Origin of the sequence: Serratia sp. CY82433 (assembly GCF_052166535.1) — a bacterium.
GTDB classification, from domain to species: Bacteria; Pseudomonadota; Gammaproteobacteria; order Enterobacterales; family Enterobacteriaceae; genus Serratia; species Serratia sarumanii.
On the sequence record NZ_JBJNOR010000001.1, the window covers coordinates 692757 to 715281 of the forward strand.

17 protein-coding genes and 1 pseudogene are annotated in these 22525 nt (G+C 53.1%); 9 read left to right on the top strand and 9 right to left on the bottom strand.

The genetic code is table 11. From position 1 onward, the window contains the following. Nucleotides 1-119: 119 nt before the first annotated feature. The 5 genes from ACJ8PI_RS03480 to metG all read right to left on the bottom strand — a co-directional run bounded on the left by ACJ8PI_RS03480 (nt 120) and on the right by metG (nt 6020). Nucleotides 120-815 carry a CidB/LrgB family autolysis modulator gene (locus ACJ8PI_RS03480; RefSeq protein WP_033646779.1) on the bottom strand — a complete coding sequence of 232 codons (696 nt, stop codon included), beginning with the start codon at nt 813-815 and terminating at the stop codon, nt 120-122. Then, on the bottom strand, nt 812-1219 hold the full coding sequence (locus tag ACJ8PI_RS03485; RefSeq protein ID WP_033654965.1) for a CidA/LrgA family protein: 408 nt from the start codon (nt 1217-1219) through the stop codon (nt 812-814). The genes ACJ8PI_RS03480 and ACJ8PI_RS03485 overlap by 4 nt, the downstream gene beginning before the upstream one ends. Before the next feature lie 138 nt (nt 1220-1357). Next, entirely contained in the window at nt 1358-2572 is a 1215-nt protein-coding gene (locus ACJ8PI_RS03490) for an MFS transporter (protein WP_033654964.1), read from the bottom strand. Between the two features lie 130 nt (nt 2573-2702). Then, nucleotides 2703-3770 (bottom strand): sugar ABC transporter substrate-binding protein, encoded by a 1068-nt coding sequence (locus ACJ8PI_RS03495; protein ID WP_060428323.1) that lies wholly within the window; start codon nt 3768-3770, stop codon nt 2703-2705. Between the two features lie 222 nt (nt 3771-3992). Continuing rightward, a complete protein-coding gene (gene metG / locus ACJ8PI_RS03500; RefSeq protein ID WP_033637732.1) occupies nt 3993-6020 on the bottom strand; it encodes a methionine--tRNA ligase in 2028 nt (675 codons plus the stop codon). A 159-nt stretch (nt 6021-6179) separates the two neighbouring features. Between metG and apbC the strand changes: the two genes are divergently transcribed. After that, the gene (gene apbC / locus ACJ8PI_RS03505; protein ID WP_033646773.1) at nt 6180-7292 is read left to right on the top strand and encodes an iron-sulfur cluster carrier protein ApbC; all 1113 of its coding nucleotides are present in this window, start codon (nt 6180-6182) and stop codon (nt 7290-7292) included. Between the two features lie 45 nt (nt 7293-7337). On the opposite strand, the gene ACJ8PI_RS03510 is transcribed toward apbC, so the two are convergent. After that, nucleotides 7338-7967: a phosphatase PAP2 family protein gene (locus ACJ8PI_RS03510; protein ID WP_033637734.1), complete on the bottom strand. Its 630-nt coding sequence runs from the start codon at nt 7965-7967 to the stop codon at nt 7338-7340. 231 nt (nt 7968-8198) lie between these two features. Here ACJ8PI_RS03510 and udk point away from each other — a divergent pair, with 231 nt between their 5' ends. The 3 genes from udk to asmA all read left to right on the top strand — a co-directional run bounded on the left by udk (nt 8199) and on the right by asmA (nt 11425). After that, the gene (gene udk, locus ACJ8PI_RS03515; RefSeq protein ID WP_004938922.1) at nt 8199-8840 is read left to right on the top strand and encodes a uridine kinase; all 642 of its coding nucleotides are present in this window, start codon (nt 8199-8201) and stop codon (nt 8838-8840) included. Between the two features lie 126 nt (nt 8841-8966). Then, complete coding sequence (gene dcd, locus ACJ8PI_RS03520) at nt 8967-9548, top strand: dCTP deaminase (RefSeq protein ID WP_004938917.1); 582 nt, start codon at nt 8967-8969, stop codon at nt 9546-9548. Nucleotides 9549-9592: 44 nt separating this feature from the next. Continuing rightward, nucleotides 9593-11425 carry an outer membrane assembly protein AsmA gene (asmA, locus tag ACJ8PI_RS03525; protein ID WP_164134070.1) on the top strand — a complete coding sequence of 611 codons (1833 nt, stop codon included), beginning with the start codon at nt 9593-9595 and terminating at the stop codon, nt 11423-11425. A 54-nt stretch (nt 11426-11479) separates the two neighbouring features. Here asmA and ACJ8PI_RS03530 read toward each other — a convergent pair whose 3' ends face one another. After that, nucleotides 11480-13273, bottom strand: coding sequence for a hypothetical protein (locus ACJ8PI_RS03530; protein ID WP_074026878.1), 1794 nt, complete (start codon nt 13271-13273; stop codon nt 11480-11482). Between the two features lie 270 nt (nt 13274-13543). Between ACJ8PI_RS03530 and dcuC the strand changes: the two genes are divergently transcribed. Continuing rightward, complete coding sequence (gene dcuC / locus ACJ8PI_RS03535; protein WP_164134071.1) at nt 13544-14896, top strand: anaerobic C4-dicarboxylate transporter DcuC; 1353 nt, start codon at nt 13544-13546, stop codon at nt 14894-14896. Between the two features lie 31 nt (nt 14897-14927). On the opposite strand, the gene ACJ8PI_RS03540 is transcribed toward dcuC, so the two are convergent. After that, nucleotides 14928-16511 carry a TerC family protein gene (locus tag ACJ8PI_RS03540; RefSeq protein ID WP_164134072.1) on the bottom strand — a complete coding sequence of 528 codons (1584 nt, stop codon included), beginning with the start codon at nt 16509-16511 and terminating at the stop codon, nt 14928-14930. Between the two features lie 243 nt (nt 16512-16754). Beyond that, nucleotides 16755-17248 (bottom strand): annotated as a pseudogene (locus ACJ8PI_RS03545) (transposase); the annotation flags it as partial. 515 nt (nt 17249-17763) lie between these two features. Here ACJ8PI_RS03545 and galU point away from each other — a divergent pair. The 4 genes from galU (at nt 17764) to ACJ8PI_RS03565 (ending at nt 22409) form a co-directional block, all read left to right on the top strand. Continuing rightward, nucleotides 17764-18663 (top strand): UTP--glucose-1-phosphate uridylyltransferase GalU, encoded by a 900-nt coding sequence (gene galU, locus ACJ8PI_RS03550; protein ID WP_047568495.1) that lies wholly within the window; start codon nt 17764-17766, stop codon nt 18661-18663. Nucleotides 18664-18703: 40 nt separating this feature from the next. Continuing rightward, nucleotides 18704-19615, top strand: coding sequence for a sugar phosphate nucleotidyltransferase (locus tag ACJ8PI_RS03555; protein ID WP_047571666.1), 912 nt, complete (start codon nt 18704-18706; stop codon nt 19613-19615). A gap of 266 nt (nt 19616-19881) precedes the next feature. Further along, entirely contained in the window at nt 19882-21408 is a 1527-nt protein-coding gene (locus ACJ8PI_RS03560; RefSeq protein WP_047568493.1) for a membrane protein, read from the top strand. A 17-nt stretch (nt 21409-21425) separates the two neighbouring features. Next, entirely contained in the window at nt 21426-22409 is a 984-nt protein-coding gene (locus ACJ8PI_RS03565; RefSeq protein ID WP_047568491.1) for a polysaccharide pyruvyl transferase family protein, read from the top strand. The last annotated feature ends 116 nt before the right edge of the window (nt 22410-22525 follow it).

Sequence of the window (22525 nt, forward strand, 5' to 3'; positions counted from 1 at the left end):
TTAACGGGATAACATTCTAGGCAGGCCAGAGACATTAAAGTGTGATTAATGTCTCTTAATTGATGAAATTAGTGCAATGAGATACATAAATGCGAGATGTATCGCAAGTTTCACCCTGTTCAACTGAACAGGTGCAGCAGCACCGGGAACAGGAACGGTGCCAGCAGCGAGGTGATGATGCCGCAGATCACCAGCGCCAGCGAGCCGAAAGCGCCTTCCTGGTAGTCCATCTCCGCGCAGCGTGCGGTGCCCAGCGCGTGGGACGCGGTGCCCATCGCCAGGCCGCGCGCCGAGTGGGTGGTGATTTTCAACAGGTTGAACAGCGTATGGCCGAACACGGCGCCGAGGATACCGACGAAAATGACGCAGACCGCGCTGATCGCCGGAATGCCGCCGAGCGAGTCCGCGACGGCCATGGCGATCGGCGTAGTGACCGATTTCGGCAGGATAGAGGCGGCGATTTCCGGCGTGGCACCCAGCCACAGGGCGATGGCGCCGCCGCTGATCATGGCGGTCAGGCTGCCTATGAAGCACACCGCGATAATCGATTTCCAGCGCGCGCGGATCTGGTGCAACTGCTCATACAGCGGGAAGGCCAGCGCGACGACCGCCGGCTGCAGCAGATCGTTGAGGATTTTGCTGCCCAGGAAGTAACGCTCATAGGGGATGCCGGTGAGCAGCAGCAGCGGGATGATCACCGCCATGGAAACCAGCAGCGGGTTGAGCAGCGGCATATTCAGCTTGCGCGCTAGCCAGCGCGCGGCGAAATAGACCGCCAGCGTCAGCGGCAGCGACCACCAGATTTCATGGATCATGAGTTACCCTCCGTGTCGTCGGGTTTGCCGGCGATGCGGCGCTCGCGATGAAAATAATGTGAGGTATAGCCGACCACCACCAGCACCATCAGCGTACTGATCAGGCAAGAGATAACCAGCGGGCCCAGATGCGCGACGATCTGGTCGTAGTATTTCATCACCCCGACGCCGATCGGCACGAACAGCAGCACCATGTAGCGGATCAGCAGATGGCAGCCGGGTTTAACCCATTTGGCCGGCATAATCTGGGTAGAGAGCAGGGCGAACAGCAGCAGCATGCCGAGAATGCTGCCGGGAATGGCGAACGGCAGCAGCGCCGCCAGCGCGTTGCCGACGAACAGACAAAGGTAGATGAGGAGCAGAGCCCTCAGGTATTTCCAGCATAGTGTGAGCACGTTGGCCATTGTCTTTTCCCGTTTAACCGATGCATTCATCATACAATTAAACTGTGAGCCATGCCACAGATCGCGCCATGAATTCTCGCTATGGGCGCCATGCCCGATCGGCGGGTTGACAGCCCGGAATGGCCGCTACACGCGGATTCAGCGCGCGTCTTCGGCGGTTGCCGCAGCCTGTTCTGCCAGTCGATGGCCAAGGAAGAAAAACAGCAGGCTAAGCAGCGCGCAAACGATCAACATCACGAACATCAACGGCGGCGCGGCATAGCTGAGCAGCATACCGCTCAGAACCGGGTTGATGGCGCCGCCTAGCGCGCTGAGGTTCTGTACCCCATAGTAGCTGCCTTTCAGATGCGGCGGCGCGATAAAGTCGATGAACATGTATTCCACCGGAATGACGATGATTTCGCCGAGGGTAAACACCGCCATCGCCACCATCCACAGCCAGACCGCCTGGCCGGCCATCATGAAACCGAGCAGCCCGACGATGAAAAACAGCGTGCCCAGCACCAGCCAGCGCAGCATGTTTTCCTGGCGCATGCCGCGACTGAGCAAGTATTGCAGGGCGATAACGATGCCGGCGTTGACGATCATCACCAGCCCGATAATTTTGTAGGCGAACTCGGCGCTGGAGACGGTGATCAGATACTGCGACAGATAGCCGGTGAACTGACCGAACACCACGGCGCCCAGGGTACTGCCGAGAGTGAAGTAGATAAGCCGCCGATCGCTGCGCAGGATAGTCACCGTCTGGCGGAAGTTGGGGAGCGCCGCCGGTGCGGCGGCGGTTGGCGCCGGGCGCTGTTCCCGGCCGCGCAAGCGCAGGCTCAGCGCCGCCACCGTCGCCAGCGCCAACCCGCCCGACAGATAAAACGGCAGCAGCGGGCTAAGCCCGGCTACCAGCACGCCGAGCGCAGAGCCGATCGCCCAGCCGACGTTGACCAACGTATAGTTGATAGAGAAAGCCTTGATGCGCTGCTCGACCGGCAGCCAGTCGGCGAAGCAGGCCTTGATGGTGATACTCAACACCGAATAGCAGGTATGCAGGATCGCCAGCACCACGATGACGCCGCCGGGGCGCGGGATCCAGGGAATGGCGAAGAAGCTCAGCGCAAACAAGACAATCGACAGCAGGATCAGGCGGTTTTTGCTGAATTTGTCCACCAGATAGCCGCCGTACAGGCTGGCAAGGATGCCGAGGGTCAGGCTGACGCCCAGGATCACGCCCACGCTCTTCGGCAGCAGATGGAAATGCTCGGTGAGGTAGATGGTGATGAACGGCAGCGTCACGCCGCGGCCGATGGTCAACACCAGTGAACTGGCCAGCAGTATGTTGATCAGCGAGGGGAATCCCTTCATTCGAAGCCTGTTTATGCATACAGTTATGGGCGATGCAGATAACATAGCGTATTTTGGCGAGGACGGAAGGGGAAAGCCGATAATTAGGTTAAAAACAGAGGCTGCGTCGCCAGCCTCGTCAAAAACAGCACTATTTACCGTGTTCGGCCTGCAGCGTGGCGAACCACGGCTGGACGAAATCGCTGCTGCTGCCCCAGCCGGGGATGATCTTCGCCAGCCCGGCGACGTTGACCGGCCCCGGCTGCGCCAGCAGCAGCGCTTGCGGAATGACCGTCGCTTTGAACTGATAACTGTCCGGCGTGCTTTCCCCGGCGATCTTGTTGGCCACCAGGCGCAGGTTGACTGCGCCGATAAGCTTCGGATCCACCGCCACGCTGACCTGCCACGGGCTGCCGGCCTCGCGCATCAGCTGCAAGTCCTGGTTGGAGATATCGATGCTGTACAGCTTGATTTCGGTGCGGCCGTTCTCTTTCAGCGCCTTGTAAGCGCCCTGGGTAAAGGCATCCCAGGTGCCCCAGATGGCGTCAATCTTGCCTTTCGGGTATTTCGCCAGCACCGCGCCCACCTTGTTGGCGGTATCGCCCTGCACGTCGGAGGAGACCGCGCCGATCGATTCCAGCTCGTGAATGCCCGGATGCTGTTTCAGCAGCTGCTGATAGGCGGCCTGGCGGCGTTCCATCGGCGGGAAGCCGGCCACCCAGAGTTTGATGATGTTGGCCTGGCCGTTGAAATCCTTCACCAGCTGGCCGAAGGAGGCGTTGGCCAGCGAAGCGTCGTCCTGCTGTGAGACGGTGACGCCGGGAACGCTGCCGCTGACGTCGGTATCGAAAGCCGCGACGGCGATGCCGGCCGCCGCGATGCGTTTGACCAGCTCGGTGGAATAGGGGGCCCGCCCCTGCGAGAGAATGATGCCGTCATATTTCTGGCTGATAGCCTGGTTGACGAAGTCCTGGAAGCGCGCGTCGTCGCCGTTGCTGAGGAAGGTGTCCACCTTGAAGCCAAGCTTGCGCCCTTCCTGAATGGCGCCCGCCAAGAATTGCGTGGTGTTGTCGTCGGAGCCGAGATTGCGGATCACCGCGATGCGCACCGGCCCCTGATGCTGAGCGATGGCGGCAGGCACGGCGGCATTTTCCGCCGCCTGCAGCGGCAGGGCAGCCAGCAGGCTGAGGGCGAGCAGTGAAGTCTTGAGGTTTTTCATTATTATAGGCTCCAAAAAAGCGGGTAAAGGGTCCCGGTGAAGGTCTGTTATAGCAGTCTTTCTGTCTGGACGTCTATTTGTTGTTGCTGAGCATCATAGCGGGATACGACGGGCGAGGGAATCAGAGCGGTTATGACGTTTTCTTACTGTTTATAACCTTGGGTTTGAGGCATTAAAAAAGGGCCGAGCAAGCTCGACCCTTGATGTAACGCGCCGGCGCGGTTACTTGACCTGCATGCCGGGCTGCGCGCCGCTGTCCGGGCTCAGCAGGAAGATCTCTTTCCCGCCGGGGCCCGCCGCCATTACCATGCCTTCCGAAACGCCGAAGCGCATTTTGCGCGGCGCCAGGTTGGCGACCATGATGGTCAGGCGGCCTTCCAGCGCTTTCGGATCCGGGTAAGCGGAGCGAATGCCGGAGAAGATCTGGCGCGATTCGCCGCCCAGATCCAGCTGCAGTTTCAGTAGTTTGTCAGAGCCTTCGACAAAGTCGGCGCTCTTGATCAGGGCGATGCGCATGTCCACCTTGGCGAAGTCGTCAAAGGTGATGGTTTCCTGAATAGGATCATCGGCCAATGGACCGGTCACCGGCTTGGCGGCGGCCATGTCTTCTTTCGAGGCGTTGACCATCTCGCTGACCTTGTCCAGATCGATGCGGTTGAACAGCGCTTTGAAGGCGTTCACCTGATGGCCCAGCAGCGGCTGCGGGATTGCGTCCCAGCTCAGCTCGGCGTTGAGGAACGCTTCGGCGCGCTCGGTCAGCGAAGGCAGCACCGGCTTCAGGTAAGTCATCAGCACGCGGAACAGGTTGATGCCCATCGAGCAGATGGCCTGCAGGTCGGCGTCGCGGCCTTCTTCCTTCGCCACCACCCAAGGTGCCTGCTCATCCACGTAGCGGTTGGCCAGATCGGCCAGCGCCATGATTTCGCGGATCGCGCGGCTGAACTCGCGGCCGGCGTAAGCTTCGGCAATGCTCTGCGCCGCGTCAACGAAGGTCTGGTACAGCGCCGGATCGGCCAGGCTGTCGGCCAGCTTGCCGCCGAAGCGCTTGTTGATAAAGCCGGCGTTGCGCGACGCCAGGTTCACCACCTTGTTGACGATGTCGGCGTTTACGCGCTGCACGAAGTCTTCCAGATTGAGATCGATGTCATCAATGCGCGAAGAGAGCTTGGCGGCGTAGTAATAGCGCAGGCAGTCGGCGTCCAGATGCTGCAGGTAGGTGCCGGCCTTGATGAAGGTGCCGCGCGATTTGGACATTTTGGCGCCGTTCACCGTCACGTAGCCGTGCACGAACAGGTTGGTCGGTTTGCGGAAGTTGCTGCCTTCCAGCATCGCCGGCCAGAACAGGCTGTGGAAGTAGACGATGTCCTTGCCGATAAAGTGATACAGCTCGGTGGTGGAGTCTTTGCGCCAGAACTCGTCGAAGTCCAGATCGCCGCGCTTGTCGCACAGGTTCTTGAAGGAGCCCATGTAGCCGATCGGCGCGTCCAGCCAGACGTAGAAGTATTTGCCCGGCGCATCCGGGATCTCGAAGCCGAAGTAAGGCGCATCGCGGGAGATGTCCCACTGCTGCAGGCCGGATTCGAACCACTCCTGCATTTTGTTCGCCACCTGCTCTTGCAGCGCGCCGGAGCGCGTCCACGCCTGCAGCATTTCGCTGAAGGCCGGCAGGTCGAAGAAGAAGTGCTCGGAGTCGCGCATCACCGGCGTCGCGCCGGAAACCACGGACTTCGGATCGATCAGCTCCGTCGGGCTGTAGGTGGCGCCGCACACTTCACAGTTGTCGCCGTACTGATCCGGCGATTTGCATTTCGGGCAGGTGCCTTTCACGAAACGGTCCGGCAGGAACATGCCTTTCTCCGGATCGTACAGCTGAGAAATGGTGCGGTTCTTGATAAAACCGTTTTCTTTCAGGCGGCTGTAAATCAGGGTGGACAGCTCGCGGTTTTCATCGCTATGGGTCGAATGGTAGTTGTCATAGCTGATACCAAAGCCGGCGAAATCCTGTTGGTGCTCCTGGCTCATCTCCGCGATCATTTCTTCCGGTTTCACGCCCAGCTGCTGCGCTTTCAGCATGATCGGCGTGCCGTGCGCGTCGTCCGCGCAGATGAAATGCACTTCGTGGCCGCGCATTCGTTGGTAACGCACCCAGATATCCGCCTGGATGTGCTCGAGCATGTGGCCGAGATGGATGGAACCATTTGCGTACGGTAGCGCGCACGTCACCAATAATTTTTTCGCGACTTGAGCCATAGTGAGAACTTGCTTTCTGTAATGAATAAAAGGGCCTTCGATGTTAACCGATCGCGCCCTTCGCTGCTAGGGCGGTTTCTTGCAGGTTATATGCGTCAGCGGCAGCGCAGTTCTGATATGCTTAGCCGGAAGCTACCCATTCAAAATCAAGGAGCCGGGATGAACGCAAAATCCCCTGAGCAGACCAACCCCGAAGTTCTGCGCGCCCTGGTGACCGGTGTACTGGCCGCCTTTGAACACCCGACGTTGAAAAACAACCTGACCGCATTGAAGGCCATTCATCACTGCGCGTTGCTGGACGATGTGCTGCATATCGAACTGACGATGCCGTTTGCCTGGCAGAGCGGTTTTGAGGCGCTGCAGGCGAGCGTCGGCCCCGAATTGCTGCGCGTGACCGGCGCTTCCGCCATCGACTGGAAGCTGAAACACGACATCACGACGCTGAAACGCGCCAACGGCCAGGCCGGCATCAAAGGCGTGCGCAACATCGTCGCCGTCAGCTCCGGCAAAGGTGGGGTGGGCAAATCCAGCACCGCCGTCAACCTGGCGCTGGCGCTGGCCGCCGAGGGTGCCAAGGTCGGCATTCTGGACGCCGACATTTACGGCCCGTCGATCCCCAACATGCTGGGCACCGAACATGAGCGGCCGACTTCGCCGGACGGTCAGCACATGGCGCCAATCATGGCGCACGGCCTGGCGACCAACTCCATCGGCTATCTGGTGACCGACGACAACGCCATGGTGTGGCGCGGCCCGATGGCCAGCAAGGCGCTGATGCAGCTGCTGCAGGATACGCTGTGGCCGGATCTGGATTATCTGGTGCTGGACATGCCGCCGGGCACCGGCGACATCCAGCTGACGCTGTCGCAGAATATTCCGGTAACCGGCGCGCTGGTGGTCACCACGCCGCAGGATATCGCCTTGCTGGATGCCGCCAAGGGCATCGTGATGTTCGAGAAAGTGCATGTGCCGGTGCTGGGCATCGTGGAGAACATGAGCGTGCATATCTGCAGCAACTGCGGCCACCATGAGCCGATCTTCGGCACCGGCGGCGCCGAGAAGCTGGTGCAGAAATACCACAGCCGTCTGCTGGGGCAGATGCCGCTGCATATTTCGCTGCGCGAAGACCTGGATCGCGGTACGCCGACGGTGATCAGCCGCCCGGACAGCGAATTCGCCGAGATGTATCGTCAACTGGCCGGCCGCGTGGCCGCGCAGATGTATTGGCAGGGCGAGGCGATCCCGACGGAGATCGCGTTCCGCGCGCTGTAATCTGCCTATCGCAATGCAAGAACCCGGCTCAAGCGCCGGGTTTTTTTATGGGATGCGGGTGGGGTTGTGCAAATCTGCCCGGGTATAAGGGCGTTCGATCTGCGCCAGCGTTTTGGCGATATGCTCCAGCAATCCCTGGGTGGGGGCCGGCTGCCGCTGCCCCATCAGCGCCAAGGGCAAGGCCAGCGCGATGGCGAAGTGCGGCCAGGAGAGATGCGGGCGCGCTTTGTTCCGCTGCAACCGCAGGAACAGTGCGCTGGCCAGGTAGCCTAAAATCAGCCCGCTGATCACCTCTGATACCGAATGCACGCGAATTTCCAGCCGCGACACGCCGATGGCGAAAGGCAATATCCATCCGGTCAGCAAAGCGATGCTGCGTATCGGGTGGGAAAAGCGGCCGGTCAACGTCCAGAGCAGTGGCGGCCAGATGCTGGCCGCGAGAGCTGAATGGCCGCTGAATCCGGTGAAATCATAGCGCTCGCTGCCGATGCCCCAGCCCATAAAGGCCAGTTTGGACAGGCAGACCACCCCGCCGGTGAATCCGAAGATCAGCGCCCACTGCCAACCCGCCGCGCGGGTGGCGGGAGATATGAGCAGCAATAAAAACAGAATCAGCGCGCAGGGCAGCAACAACATGCTGTCGCCGAAAAAAGTCAGAAAATACCAATCCAGCACATCAATCTCCGATGAAAGGGGGCGGGGAGCAAAAGTCAGCGCCGGGGAGTGTAACCCGTTACGGCGCGTTGCCCTAGCCGCGAGATTCTTAAAATGCCGCGTGCCCGTGGCGTGGCAGCCCGAATTCGCCCGCCGCCGCGCAATATACAGTGGCGCAATCCCCGGCGACTCCCTATAATTGTCGCGTTTTAGTTCCCCCCCTTCACAATACGAAATCAGGTCTTTAATTTTATGACTGACAATCCGCATCAGTGCGTCATTATTGGTATAGCTGGCGCATCTGCCTCCGGAAAAAGCCTTATCGCCAGCACGTTGTACCGCGAACTCCGCGAGCAGGTCGGCGATGAGCACATCGGCGTTATTCCAGAAGACAGTTACTATAAAGACCAGACTCACCTGACCATGGAAGAACGGGTCAAAACCAACTATGACCACCCGAGCGCCATGGATCACAACCTGCTGTTCCAGCATCTGCAGATGCTGAAGGCCGGCAAGGCGATTGAACTGCCGCTGTACAGCTACACCGAACACACGCGCAAGAAAGAAACCGTCCATCTCGAACCTAAAAAAGTGATCATTCTGGAAGGCATCTTGCTGCTGACGGATATCCGCCTGCGCCAGGAGATGAACTTCTCGATCTTTGTCGACACGCCGCTCGATATCTGCCTGATGCGCCGCATGAAGCGCGACGTCAATGAGCGCGGCCGCTCGATGGATTCGGTGATGGCGCAATACCAGAAAACCGTGCGCCCGATGTTCCTGCAGTTTATCGAACCTTCCAAACAATACGCCGATATCATCGTCCCGCGCGGCGGCAAAAACCGCATCGCGATCGATATTCTGAAAGCCAAAATCAGCCAATTCTTTGAATAATGCCGCTTACATGGCCGGAAATGCGCATTTCCGGCCGGCGGCCAACTATTTGCACCCCGGCGTAGACCTTTCGCCCGTTGTGTGGCAATTTTTGTTTAGTTACGCGTTTTGATGGAGAAGAAAGACATGAGACTGTGCGACCGCGATATAGAAGCCTGGCTGGATAGCGAGAAACTGGTGATTTCCCCGCGCCCGCCGCTCGAACGCATCAACGGGGCCACAGTAGATGTCCGTTTGGGCAATCAGTTCCGCGTGTTCCGCGGCCATACCGCGCCTTTTATCGATCTTAGCGGGCCGAAAGACGAAGTCAGCGCCGCGCTGGATCGCGTGATGAGCGACGAGATTGTCCTGCCGGAAGGCGAGGCGTTCTTCCTTCATCCCGGTGAACTGGCCCTGGCGGTGACCTTCGAATCCGTGACGCTGCCGAACGATCTCGTGGGCTGGCTCGACGGCCGCTCTTCTCTGGCGCGTCTGGGGCTGATGGTGCACGTGACCGCGCACCGTATCGATCCGGGCTGGCACGGGCGCATCGTGCTGGAGTTTTACAACTCCGGCAAGCTGCCGCTGGCGCTGCGGCCGGGGATGCTGATTGGCGCCTTGAGCTTTGAGCCGTTGTCCGGCCCGGCGGCCCGGCCATACAACAGCCGGCAGGACGCAAAATATCGCGATCAGCAGGGCGCAGTAGCCAGTCGAATCGACAAGGACTAACGGCGCGGGATGCACCGTCGGTGTGGCGCTGACAAGAGGGTGGCATGAGAAGATTACTGACGACATTGGCGATTTTACTGGTGGTCGTGGTGGCGGGGATGTCCGCGCTGGTACTGCTGGTCAATCCGAATGATTTTCGCGGTTACATGGTCAAAAAGGTCGAGCAGAAGAGCGGCTACCAGCTGACGCTCGAAGGCGACCTGCGTTGGCATATCTGGCCGCAGCTCAGCATTTTGGCCGGGCGCATGACGCTGACCGCGCCGGGCGCCAAGGCGCCGGTGGTGAGCGCGGAAAACATGCGCCTTGACGTCAAACTGTTGCCGCTGCTGTCGCATCAGCTGTTTGTGAAACAGGTGATGTTGAAAAACGCCGTCATTCGCCTCACCCCCGACAGTGAAGAGCACTCGCAAGTGGACGCCCCGATTGCGCCGGCCGGCAGCGGCGCTGATGCGGCAGACGCGGCCTGGAAATTCGATATCGATAACCTGCGCGTCGTGGACAGCCTGTTGATTTGGCAGCGCGCCGACAACGAGCAAATCAATGTCCGGGACATCAATCTTACCCTGCAGCAAACGGAGAAACGGCAGGCGCGGCTGGACATCTCCAGCCGGGTCAACCGCGATCAGCGCGACCTGGCCTTCAGCATGGCGGCCGATATCGATCTGCAGCAGTTCCCGCACCAGATCGGTGCCAAGGTGACCCAGTTCAATTACCAATTGGCGGGGGCAGATATTCCGAACGGCGGTATTCAAGGCGAGGGCAATGCTCAGGTGGTCTATCAGCAGACGCCGGCGCAGATTGCCGTCAGCCAGCTGAACGTCAGTGCCAATAACAGCCAGTTGACCGGCGATATCAGCGCCAGCCTGGGGGCGGTGCCCGGCTATGTGGTGAACCTGAATTCGGCTAATCTCGATCTCGACGCGCTTTCCGGTTGGCAATCCAGCATCAATACCGCCGAGCAGCCCGCCGTGACCGCCGCGCCGGTGATCGCCAGCCAGGATGACGATCGGCAGCAGAACCTGGAAGCGCTGCGCGATTTCAATGCACGGCTGAATCTGCAGGCGGCGCAGTTGACCTACCGCGGTATGAACGTTACCCAGTTGGCCGTCGCGGCGGATAATCAACGCGGCCTGTTGACGCTGCATAAACTTGCCGGGCAATTGGCCGGCGGCGATTTTTCCTTGCCGGGAACGCTCGACGCTCGCGGCAATAAACCGGTGATAAACGTGCAGCCGACCCTGAACCAGGTTGAGCTCGGCACGGTGCTCAAAGCCTTCGACATGCCGCAGATGCTGACCGGCAAATTCAGCATGAAAGGAGATTTGACCGGCGATCGCCTTTCTTCACAGTCATTTGAGCACCGTTGGCGCGGTACGGCGCAGTTGGCAATGCAGGATGCGCAGTTGCACGGCCTGAACATTCAGCAATTGATCCAACAGGCGGTGGCGCGCAACGATAACAGCGTGCGCGGGCAAGACAGCTATCAGCGCTATACCGAAGTCAAAAGCGTCTCGGCGCGGGCCAGCCTGAGCCAGGGCACTGTCAAGCTCAGCAGCCTGATGGCGGATTCGCCTTTGCTGGCGTTGACCGGCGCCGGCAGTATCGATATGCCGGGAAAACAGTGCGATATGGCGCTTAACGTGCGTGTTACAGGCGGCTGGCAAGGGCGCGGCGAACTGATCGAGCAACTGCAAAAAACGCCGATCCCGCTGCGGGTTTACGGGCCGTGGCAACGGCTGAATTACCAACTGCAGGTCGATCAGGTGCTGCGCAAAACGCTGCAGGATCGGGCTAAAGATGCGCTGAACAAATGGGCTGAAAAGAACAAGGATTCGCGCGAAGGCCAGGATCTGAAGAAGCTGCTCGACAAGCTGTGATATTAGCCCCTATGGGAGAAGTACTATCATTCCTGTAGGGGCAATTAACTGTAATTAATCAGATATTTTACCGTACCCCTTCCATACACCCGGAGAACCTGATTCTACGCATCTCCAACCGTCCCAACTACCAGCTATGGGGAGGGTATTTATGACTCTATCTCCTTGATTGTAACTACCTGATGTTGGCACTGCATTACTGTAAATTGTTCGCACATTACTTGGGATTGAAATTTTCTGTTCGGCCCCAATTAACTCTTTCCCTGCAACATTGTTAGCGTAATAAACGCCATTAATGCAGTTAAAAATCATATTTCCCAGTACAGTACTATTTATAAATGAATGAGATAATTTTCTGTCATTGAGTTTGTCATTAAAATATACGTCTTTAGATACGATAACTCCATCAAAATGAACTCCTAGGGATGGATTGACAGAGCCATTTACAGACAGTTGACCTATCGAGCCGCCAAACCATCTTATAGAACCTGCCGTTTTATTTAATATGACATCAGCTGCGTAGACGTTTGAGAACTGATGATTTCCATAGTAAGCCGAAATTATTATGTTCCCTACGCGGCAATTGGATAAAGAAATATTGCCTCTTTTCCCCTCAGCCAGAGTCTTAATATCACCACCTAATGCACGCCCCCCGCTTATCGTGGTTGCGCCGTAGCCTTTAATTAATACAGCGTTTCTGAAGCGAGAACCAGCATGTTCAATTATTTGTACATCTGCATTATCAACTTCTAAAAAGTCTCTCTTTGCCCATTGATTTTGATCTCTAACCTCGGCATGTGTTTGGGTGAACATGAGCCCAATTCCACTTTTAATGCGAACATAAGGGCTGCACTTATTGTTCTCTATTTGACAGTTGTTGAATCTTATCATGTTACACGCATCATTTTTGATGGTGCTTGTTAGTAATAATGCCGGATGCGTCGTTTGTGAATTGTCGCTAACATCACCGGTAGAGTATCCACCGTCTTGTATATTGGTTGCTTCAAAAACGGAATCTTGTACTTTATCTAGCCAAAGATTGCAACCATGAAAAGAGTAGATCTGTAGATTGTTGGTGTAAATATATCCGACGTTACTAATGCGTAGTGCACTCAACGTATAGTTATTTCCATCGAAAGAAATATTTTCTATCCTCAAGCCCCAACTGAAGATCTTCTCATGATTATATTCTAAAAGTATCACATCGGGATTTTTCGGATCCTCGCTTGGTGATATTATACAGTTTCTTGTGTTGCTCCCTCTCAGTACTCCGGCCCAATTACCCGGTATCCGTAATATGCCTGGTTTAAGATAAGTGACTCCACTTGGAAAAATCAGCTCAACTCGATAGTTATTTACCATGGATTCTTGGAGTATATTTGAATTGTCCTCGCCGTACTGAGGTGAACCAATCCTGACACCTAGCCATTCAATTGGCCAAATATTTGTTGATACGGAATCAACTCTTATCCAGCACCAGATTTCATCTACTCTAATAACAATTCCATTTTTTTCCTTTAGATCTTTTGAACGAGCTGAGTAAAACTCTCCTCCACCTGTTGATTTGATATCATTAGTGGAGTAAAAGCTAACGACATCAATTTTTTGCCCAGGAAATTGGGGGGTTATTTTTCTTAATGTATCAATATCTGGGCAACGACCTATATATTTAGCACCATCATAGCCGGATAATTTTGACGAGAGAACAGATAAATTGTTACTTGAAGATAAGTCTTGTTCCGTACTGTTGGATTCGATGCTTTTTACGGTCTCTGCCGCATAGGACTTCGCTACTAAAATACCTGAGGTGCCCGCTATGATAGTTTTTACCAGATCTCTTCTGTTCATATGTCCACCCATGAAACACAATGTAAGATGAAGGATGTTAACGATAATAGCATCTGATAAAAGCTTGTAAACATTAAGTTGTTAAATGTCTTTTCCAAATGTTATGGCATTGTTATCTATGAAAATGAAGAAAATTTATTATTAGGATTGTTCTGTCATTCAAGGGGGTATCAATTTATTGCGATATTTCCTATTTTGTTTGATTTGCATCACGATTAAGTCGTGGCGTTTCCTTAGTCTATTATTTGTCTATTTTCTTTGGGGTTATTTATGACTGAGCTCGCTATTGGGATTATCGTTGCTGCCTGTGTAGGTCGTTACATCATCAAAGGATATTCCGCCACTGGTGTCTTGATGGTGGGCGGGTTACTGCTGCTTGGCATCAGCGCCCTGATGGGGAAAACGCTGTTGCCGTCCGGCGCCGCGTCTACCGGCTGGCGCGCGACCGATATTATCGAATACGTCAAGATCTTGCTGATGAGCCGCGGCGGCGATCTGGGCATGATGATCATGATGCTGTGCGGTTTCGCCGCCTACATGACGCATATCGGCGCCAACGACGTGGTCGTCAAGCTGGCCTCGCGCCCGTTGCAGATGATCAACTCGCCTTATCTGCTGATGGTGGCGGCCTATTTTGTCGCTTGCCTGATGTCATTGGCGGTCTCTTCCGCCACTGGTCTCGGCGTATTGCTGATGGCGACGCTGTTCCCATTGATGGTGAACGTTGGCATCAGCCGCGGGGCGGCGGCGGCCATTTGCGCTTCGCCGGCGGCGATTATCCTGGCGCCGACCTCCGGCGACGTGGTGCTGGCGGCCAAGGCGGCGGAGATGCCGCTGGTGGACTTCGCGTTCAAAACCACGCTGCCTATCTCGATTGCCGCCATCGTCTGCATGGCCGTGGCGCACTTTTTCTGGCAGCGTTATCTCGACAGGAAGAGTGATGAACAGCATCACATCGTGGACGTCAGCGAAATCAAAACGCATGCGCCGGGGTTCTACGCGATACTGCCGTTTACGCCGATCCTCGGCGTGCTGCTCTTCGACGGCAAATGGGGGCCGGAGCTGCACATCATCACCGTGCTGGTAGGGTGCATACTGTTGGCGGCCGCGATCGAGTTCGTGCGCAGCTTCAGCGCCAAACAGGTATTCAGCGGCCTGGAAGTGGCGTATCGCGGCATGGCGGACGCATTCGCCAGCGTGGTGATGCTGTTGGTGGCCGCGGGCGTCTTCGCGCAGGGGTTGAGCACCGTCGGCTTTATCAGCGGATTGATCGGGTTGGCGCAGTCGTTCGGCACCGGCGGTTTGATCATGATGCTGGTGTTGGTGGTGATCACCATGCTGGCGGCCATGACCACCGGCTCCGGCAATGCGCCGTTCTATGCGTTTGTCGAACTGATCCCGAAACTGGCGGCGCAGATGGGCGTGAATCCGGCCTACCTGGTGATCCCGATGCTGCAGGCGTCTAATCTCGGCCGCACGCTGTCGCCGGTCTCCGGTGTGGTGGTGGCGGTCTCCGGCATGGCGAAAATCTCGCCGTTCGACGTGGTGAAGCGCACTTCGGTGCCGGTGATTGTCGGGCTGGTGGTGGTGATCGTGGCGACGGAGCTGCTGGTTCCCCAGTAACACAAAGGCCGGGCAATGCCCGGCCTTTGTGTTAAACCTCGTAGTCCTCCGCTGGGAGAGGCGGGGTGATCTTCACTTTAAGGATGCGGTGGCTGTTGACCTCCAACGGCTCGAACAGGTAGTCACCGATCCTGATTTGTTCGCCTTCTTGCGGCACGCGCTGGCTGTGTTCCATCAATAGCCCCGCCAGCGTGTGGTATTCGCGCTTTTCTTCCAGCGGCATCGGCAAGTACAACACCATATCCTCCAGCGGCATATAGCCGTTGGCGATCCAGCTGCCGTCCTCGTTTTGCTGAATGTCGTGGCGTGCGTCCACCTCTTCGCCGGCCTCCGGCAGGTTGCCGGCGATGGTTTCCATCACGTCCGTCAGGGTGACGACGCCTTCGACGGAGCCGAACTCATCGACCACAAAGGCAAAGTGCGTCTGCGCCTGGCGGAATTGTTCCAGGGCGCTTAACAGCGTGAGCTGTTCCGGGAAGATCAACGGTTGGCGTATCAGCGCACGCAGATCCAGCGGCGCCTGCGCCAGCTGCTGTTTGAGGACGTCGATGGTGTGGATCACGCCCAACGGCTCATCGCTGGCGCTGCTTTCCACCACCACGATGCGCGTGTGCTGATTACGCTCCAGCAACTGCGTCAGCTTTTCCTGCGGATCGTTCAGCTCAAGGTATTCGACGTCGTGACGCGAGGTCATGATGCTGCTGACGGTGCGCTGCGCCATGCCCAGCACGCGTTCGATCATTCGCCGCTCTTGCTGGTTGAAGATCTCGCCGTTTTCGCTGTCGCTGTCCGCCAGCAGGTTGGCGGAATGGCTGTCGACCTCCGCTTCTTCATGTTTGCCGCTCAGCATGCGCAGCACAGCCTCGGCGGTGCGCTCGCGCAGTGGCCGCACCTTTGACAGGAAACGACGGCGGTTGAACTGCGCCAGTTGGTTCAATGCCTCGATCATTACCGAGAAGCCGATCGCCGCGTAGAGATAGCCTTTCGGAATGTGGTAGCCGAAGCCCTCCGCCACCAGGCTGAAACCGATCATCAGCAGGAAGCTCAGGCATAGAATAACGATAGTCGGGTGAGCGTTGACGAAACGCGTCAGCGGTTTGCTGGCCAGCAGCATCAGGCCGATGGCGATACAGACCGCGATCATCATCACCGCCAGGTGATCGACCATCCCAACGGCGGTGATCACCGAGTCGAGCGAGAAAACGGCGTCCAGCACCACGATCTGCGCCACCACCAGCCAGAAACGTGCGCCTTTGCGCGCGCCGTGCTGCTCTTCATCTTTGCCTTCCAGCCGCTCATTAAGCTCCATGGTGGCTTTGAACAGCAGGAATATCCCGCCGACCAGCATGATCAGATCGCGACCGCTGAAGGGGTGCTCCGCGACGATGAACATCGGTTTGGTCAGCGTCGCCAGCCACGAGATGGAGGCGAGCAGCGCCAGACGCATGACCAGCGCCAGCAACAGACCGACGACACGGGCCTTATCTCTTTGTTGTTTTGGTAGTTTGTCCGCCAGAATGGCGATGAAGACAAGGTTGTCTATACCCAGCACGATTTCCAGCACGACCAACGTGGCCAGGCCGGCCCAAATTGTTGGATCAGCGATCCATTCCATACGCCCAATTTCACCTGTAAGTTCTACGGCTTATGCCGCTCGGGAATGATGGGCGTTGAGGCGGCAAAATTCAACTTTAATCAGAGGAAGTGGATGAAAACGGGCATTTAGGCTGACACAAGCCCCCCATAATCCTAAACGCGCTTGAGGGGGCCACTATGACCGAGCAACGGTATAACGGTATATAGATCTTGTGACCTGCTCCCTAAGATCAGATACAACTGCCAGTTAGTCATATCAGTTGTGGATAACAAGCAGACCTTCTCGACGCAGTGGCTGCCATTACGGCGGGAACCGATGCGTCTGCGCTCCGGTGCCAGTTCGGTGATGCGTTCAGATAAATTCGCATCAGTCGTCGACGTTGCGCTTCATCGCGACTCGTTGACAAGTACAAACCCGCCAGCAGATCTGATATTGCGACAGGCCCGTCGCTTCACACATCATTACAACAGCTACCTGCTTGTGGTCTGTTGCCAGTACTTTCGGCGCTGCATAGCCTGTAATGTTTCCTTTTCAAGCATGGATTCTGCGAGCAACCTCTAGAGGTGAGCATTCTCTTCTTCAAGTGACTTAAGACGTTTTAATTCAGGTAATTCCATGCAGCCAAACTTCTTACGCCAAGTATAAAAGGTAGCTTCAGAGATCGCATGCTTACGGTCAAGTTCACGGGCAGGTATACGCGCTTCGATTTCACGGAGAATACTGATGAGCTGTTCGCTGGCAAAACGCTTCTTCATGCGGGGCATCATGTCGCTCATGAAGAAATTACTAACGTCAGGATGGGGTGAACAACGAAGAGCGGGTCACATGAGGCCAATTGTTCATAAAAAACACATGACTAAAAATTTAAATAAATCAGATCGTTGAAATAAATCCCTATGCTACACTTCGTCTGTATACAGATCGTTAGTAGTCTTATTCTGAAAACACCTAACCACAGGTATCTAAGGCTTGTATCAGTAAGTTAATAGTATAAGAATCTTAGCCTCATAAATGGCAACAACTAGCATTGTTTGGTTATAAGGCACACACTTTTTGCCGTTTTGTGAGTCGCAAACATTCATGTGGGCATACAAACTTCGTGGTTCGTAGAAGTGTGATGGTAATTGCCAGTAAATTCGCAACCAACAGCATTTTGGTAGCTTTAAGCCAAGGGCGGTAGCGTGCCTGAATGAATTTTCGTATTGCCATGCTTTGTCCGATTGGTGTGGTTTATGCTAAACAAATCAGTTAATTGCTTGTGGAAGTGGACATGCAGAAAAGACTAAAGGCTGTGATCCCCGTGGCGGGTCTAGGGACGCGTATGTTGCCTGCAACCAAGGCGATCCCTAAAGAAATGTTACCAGTGGTTGATAAGCCACTTATCCAATACATTGTCAGCGAATGTGTTGCCGCCGGTATCAAAGATATCGTACTGGTCACACATTCTTCAAAAAATGCGATTGAGAACCATTTCGACACCTCTTTCGAATTAGAAGCAGTATTGGAAGCGCGAGTAAAACGCCAGCTGTTGGCTGAAGTACAAAACATCTGCCCACCGGATGTGACCGTGATGCAGGTTCGCCAAGGGCAAGCGAAAGGACTTGGACATGCGGTATTGTGCGCCAAACCGATGGTGGGTGATTACCCCTTCGTAGTTCTCCTGCCGGACGTCTTACTGGATGAAGCAAAGACAGATCTTCGCAAAGAAAATCTGGCCAAAATGCTCCAGCGTTTTGATGAGACGGGATTCAGTCAAGTCATGGTTGAACCGGTACCGGAAGAAGACGTATCTAAATATGGCGTGGTAGATTGCGCGGGTGCTGCGCTCATTGCGGGTGAAAGTGCACCAATGATGGCGGTGGTAGAGAAACCGGCTCGTGAGGACGCTCCTTCAAATCTAGCTGTTGTTGGCCGTTATGTGCTTTCCGCAGACATTTGGCCTTTACTTGAGAAAACTCCGCCTGGCGCCGGCGATGAAATCCAGTTGACCGATGCTATCGCCATGCTGATGGATGAGCAAATAGTGGAAGCCTTTCATATGAGCGGTAAATCACACGACTGCGGCGATAAACTGGGTTATATGAAGGCCTTTGTGCAATACGGTCTACGCCATGCCACAGAAGGTGAGGATTTCTCGCGATGGTTGAAGCTGGCCTTGAATAACAACTAACATGTGGCTGAGTACGTTCACAAGATTGAAGAGGACGAGCATGACGAAGTTGAAAGCTGTCATTCCTGTCGCTGGCCTTGGCATGCATATGCTGCCAGCGACCAAAGCGATTCCTAAAGAGATGTTGCCGATCGTCGATAAGCCTTTGATTCAATATATTGTTAATGAGTGCGTAGCGGCAGGCATCAAAGAGATCATTTTGGTTACGCATTCATCTAAAAATGCAATAGAAAACCATTTCGATACGTCCTTTGAACTGGAAGCGATGCTCGAGGCTCGTGTTAAGCGCCAGTTATTGGATGAAGTCCAATCGATAACGCCGAAAGGCGTAACGTTGATGCATATTAGGCAAGGGCAACCTAAAGGGTTGGGTCATGCGGTGCTTTGCGCCAAACCATTGATCGGAGATGCTCCTTTCGTGGTGCTGTTGCCGGATGTGTTGCTTGACGATGCTAAAGCCGATCTGAAAAAAGATAACTTGGCACACCTGATTTCCCGTTTCGAAGCGACGGGATTGAGCCAGCTGTTGATACAACCTGTGGATGAGCATGTTTTGCGCGATTACTCTGTTGTGGAGTGCCAGAATAATACGTTGCAGTCAGGCGAATCCTCACCTATTACCGCTATCATCGAAAAGCCTGACAACCGTGTTCAACTGAAATCCAACTATTCAGCTGTTGGGCGCTACGTACTGTCAGACGCCATCTGGCCTATTTTGGAAAAAACCGAGCCGGGTGCCTGGGGACGTATTCAGTTGACGGATGCGATAGCCGAGTTACTGAAGCATCAGACGGTCGAGGCCACTGAATTAGTTGGTGAGTCGTTTAACTGCGGTGAAAAGCTAGGTTATCTACGGGCATTCGTGACTTATGGATTACGCCACCCTACACAGGGTCACGCATTTCGAGAATGGCTTAGACAATTTGATTTTGGATTGCTGTCAGCTAAGTAACTACAGCAGTATAGAAATTATTTAAACAAGTCGAGCAATCGAGAGTTTGCTCGTCTTTCTTTTTGCTATGTCACAGTCCTTGATGTTAACAAGAGAAAGTTAGTTCATTGTTTATGATAATGTAATTCGGTTAAATGAAGCCTCAATGTGATCTACCTAGAACCGCAATTCATTGTGTTCTTTACATCATAAGGATAGGGGCTGAAAGGGGAGGTGAATTATGGGCGCTCGACGTCAGTTTTATTCTACTGAGAAGAGAACTCTAAGTGGTAAATAAAAAATTAATGGCGAAAAACACTTTCATGCTGTATGGCCGCATGTTGTTAATCATGTTTGCGACGCTATATACATCACGAATGGTTCTGGAAGCCTTGGGGGTTTACGATTTCGGCTTGTATAGCCTGGTCGGTAGTATAATCGTACTGTTCTCGTTCATTCAGAATGTTTCGGCTTTGGCTACACAGCGTTTTTTATCTGTTGGCTTGGGGAAGATGGATTTCGTCTGGACGAATAAAGTATTTAACGTCAGTATAATTGTTCATTTAATCATATGTGCCTTGATAATTGTCGTTGCAGAGACAGTTGGACTTTGGTTTTTACTGCATAAGTTAAAAGTACCAGAAGCAAGGCTAGATGATATATTTTGGGTATATCAAATATCAATTCTTTCTTTGCTTTTTCAAATAATGCAAACGCCATTTATAGCATCAATGATTGCATGTGAAAAAATGGATTTATTCGCCAAAATCGGTATATTTGATGCCTTCCAGCGATGGCTTATGGTGTTTATTTTCTCGATCTCGGCGGTTGAAAATAAAATCATCGGCTATGCGATATTCTTGCTAATAGGCTACTTTCTTGTCTTTTCGGTTTATCTTAAGTTTTGTACTTCTCGGTTAAGTATTTGTAAAATAAATCTACGCCAGAAGGATAGTGCGAGTTTGCTGAAGGAAATTTTCTTCTTCTCTAGCTGGTCGATGCTGGGGTCACTAAGCGTTGTAGGGTTGTCTCAGGGGATTGCGTTACTAACCTACTATTTTGTAGGAGTCGTAGCTAACGGTGCCGTCTGGCTAGCAGAACAAATATTGATTGCCTTTAATAGAATTATCGGTACTTTGCAGACAGCATTTAATCCTCAAATAATAAAGCAGTATACGATTGGTAACCATCATGAAGTTGAGTCTCTTTTATCGCTATCCTGCAAATTAACAGCGTTTGTTGTCATGGTTTCTGCAATACCGGTTTTTATTGATGCAAAAGTTATTGCTGGAATTTGGCTAAATACTCCTCCTGAGTATTTGGTCGGTCTTATAAAAATAGTTTCCATATATGTTCTGATAGATTCAATGTCGGGGCCTTATGTAACTGCAATTTATGCAGTCGGGAGGCTTAGGAACTATCAAATTATAGTTTCTTCAATCATGTTACTCTCTCTCTTACTCACCCTAATTCTTTATTTTTCCGGCTACTCTATCTACATTGCAGTTTCTGCACGAATAGTTTGCACTTTATCTTTGTTGATATTTAGAGTCATTTATGTAAGTAAAACCATAGGGATTAGCGTCAATCGTTTTTTATTTTATGACTTCCCTCGCTTGGTATTTGTAGCTTTAGTTTGTATTCTTTTAAGTCATTACTGTAGTTATTATATGGTAGGTGGTTTCTTTGGGGTCGTTAGTTTAACGTTAGTTAACTTCTTTGCTGTCTTGATCATGTTTTCTCTGTTTATCGTGAGCAAAAAAGAGAGGGTAAACATTATCAATATGATAAAAAATCGATTTAAACGGGTTTAATATATTAAGGTTGAAATATGAATAATGAGTATGGTGTATTAACTTATGAAAGTGAAGTATATGTTAAGCGAAATTGGATTAACCTTGGTGACTATGTCCAAAGTACAGCGGCTAAACAATTTTTCCCTCATGTAGATAAATTCATCCCTCGTGACCATATGAATTCATATGCAGGCAATAAAGCCAAAATGATTATGAATGCCTGGTACATGGATTTACCTGAAAATTTCCCTCCATCAGATAATGTCTGTCCGCTATATGTATCGATACACATTAACTCGACGGTTGCAGAAAAGATGTTGACCCCGGCAGCAATCGAGCATTTCAAAAAATACTCACCCATAGGTTGTCGCGATTTCTACACTCGTGATTTGTTGCAAAAAAAGGGGATTGATGCATACTACTCAGGATGCATGACATTGACCTTAGGAGAGTCATACAAGAGAAATAAAGTTACTGATGATGTATATTTCATCGACGTAATGTATGACTCCAAAACGTTACCTGAGCTAATTCGTCAGCCTCTTCGATTCGGTAAACGAATTCTAAATGGACGGGCATTTGAATTCACCCATCGTAAAAAAATACTAAATCAGTACTTCGATGCAGAATTATTAGAGCAAGCCAAGTTTGAAACACAAATTATACCGTATATTGATGCGAAGGAAGGGTTTAAGTTAGCCGATGATTTCCTGCGACGCTTGGCTAATGCAAGACTGGTAGTGACGTCGAGAATTCACACAGCATTACCGTGCTTGGCAATGGGAACTCCAGTTATCTTCGTTAATGGCGGTTTTAAGAATAAGGTCGACAATTGTCGATTTGATGGTCTGTTTGACTTCTTCAATAGAATTGATGTTGATGATAAAGCTGAGTCGACTACAAACTTTGAGTATTCTGGTGAAAAAATAGGGCTTAGAACTCTTATCAAAAACAAAGACATTCACCTTCAATATGCAAATGAATTGATAGCAAAATGCAAAGATTTTGCACAGAGCTAATTTCTTGATGCTACACAGTAGCATGCTATTCAACCGAATACCTCGAAAATAAATTCTAGTTATTATATGGATATGGTCATAGAAACTTTTGTTTTATTTATTTATAAAGCTTCAGT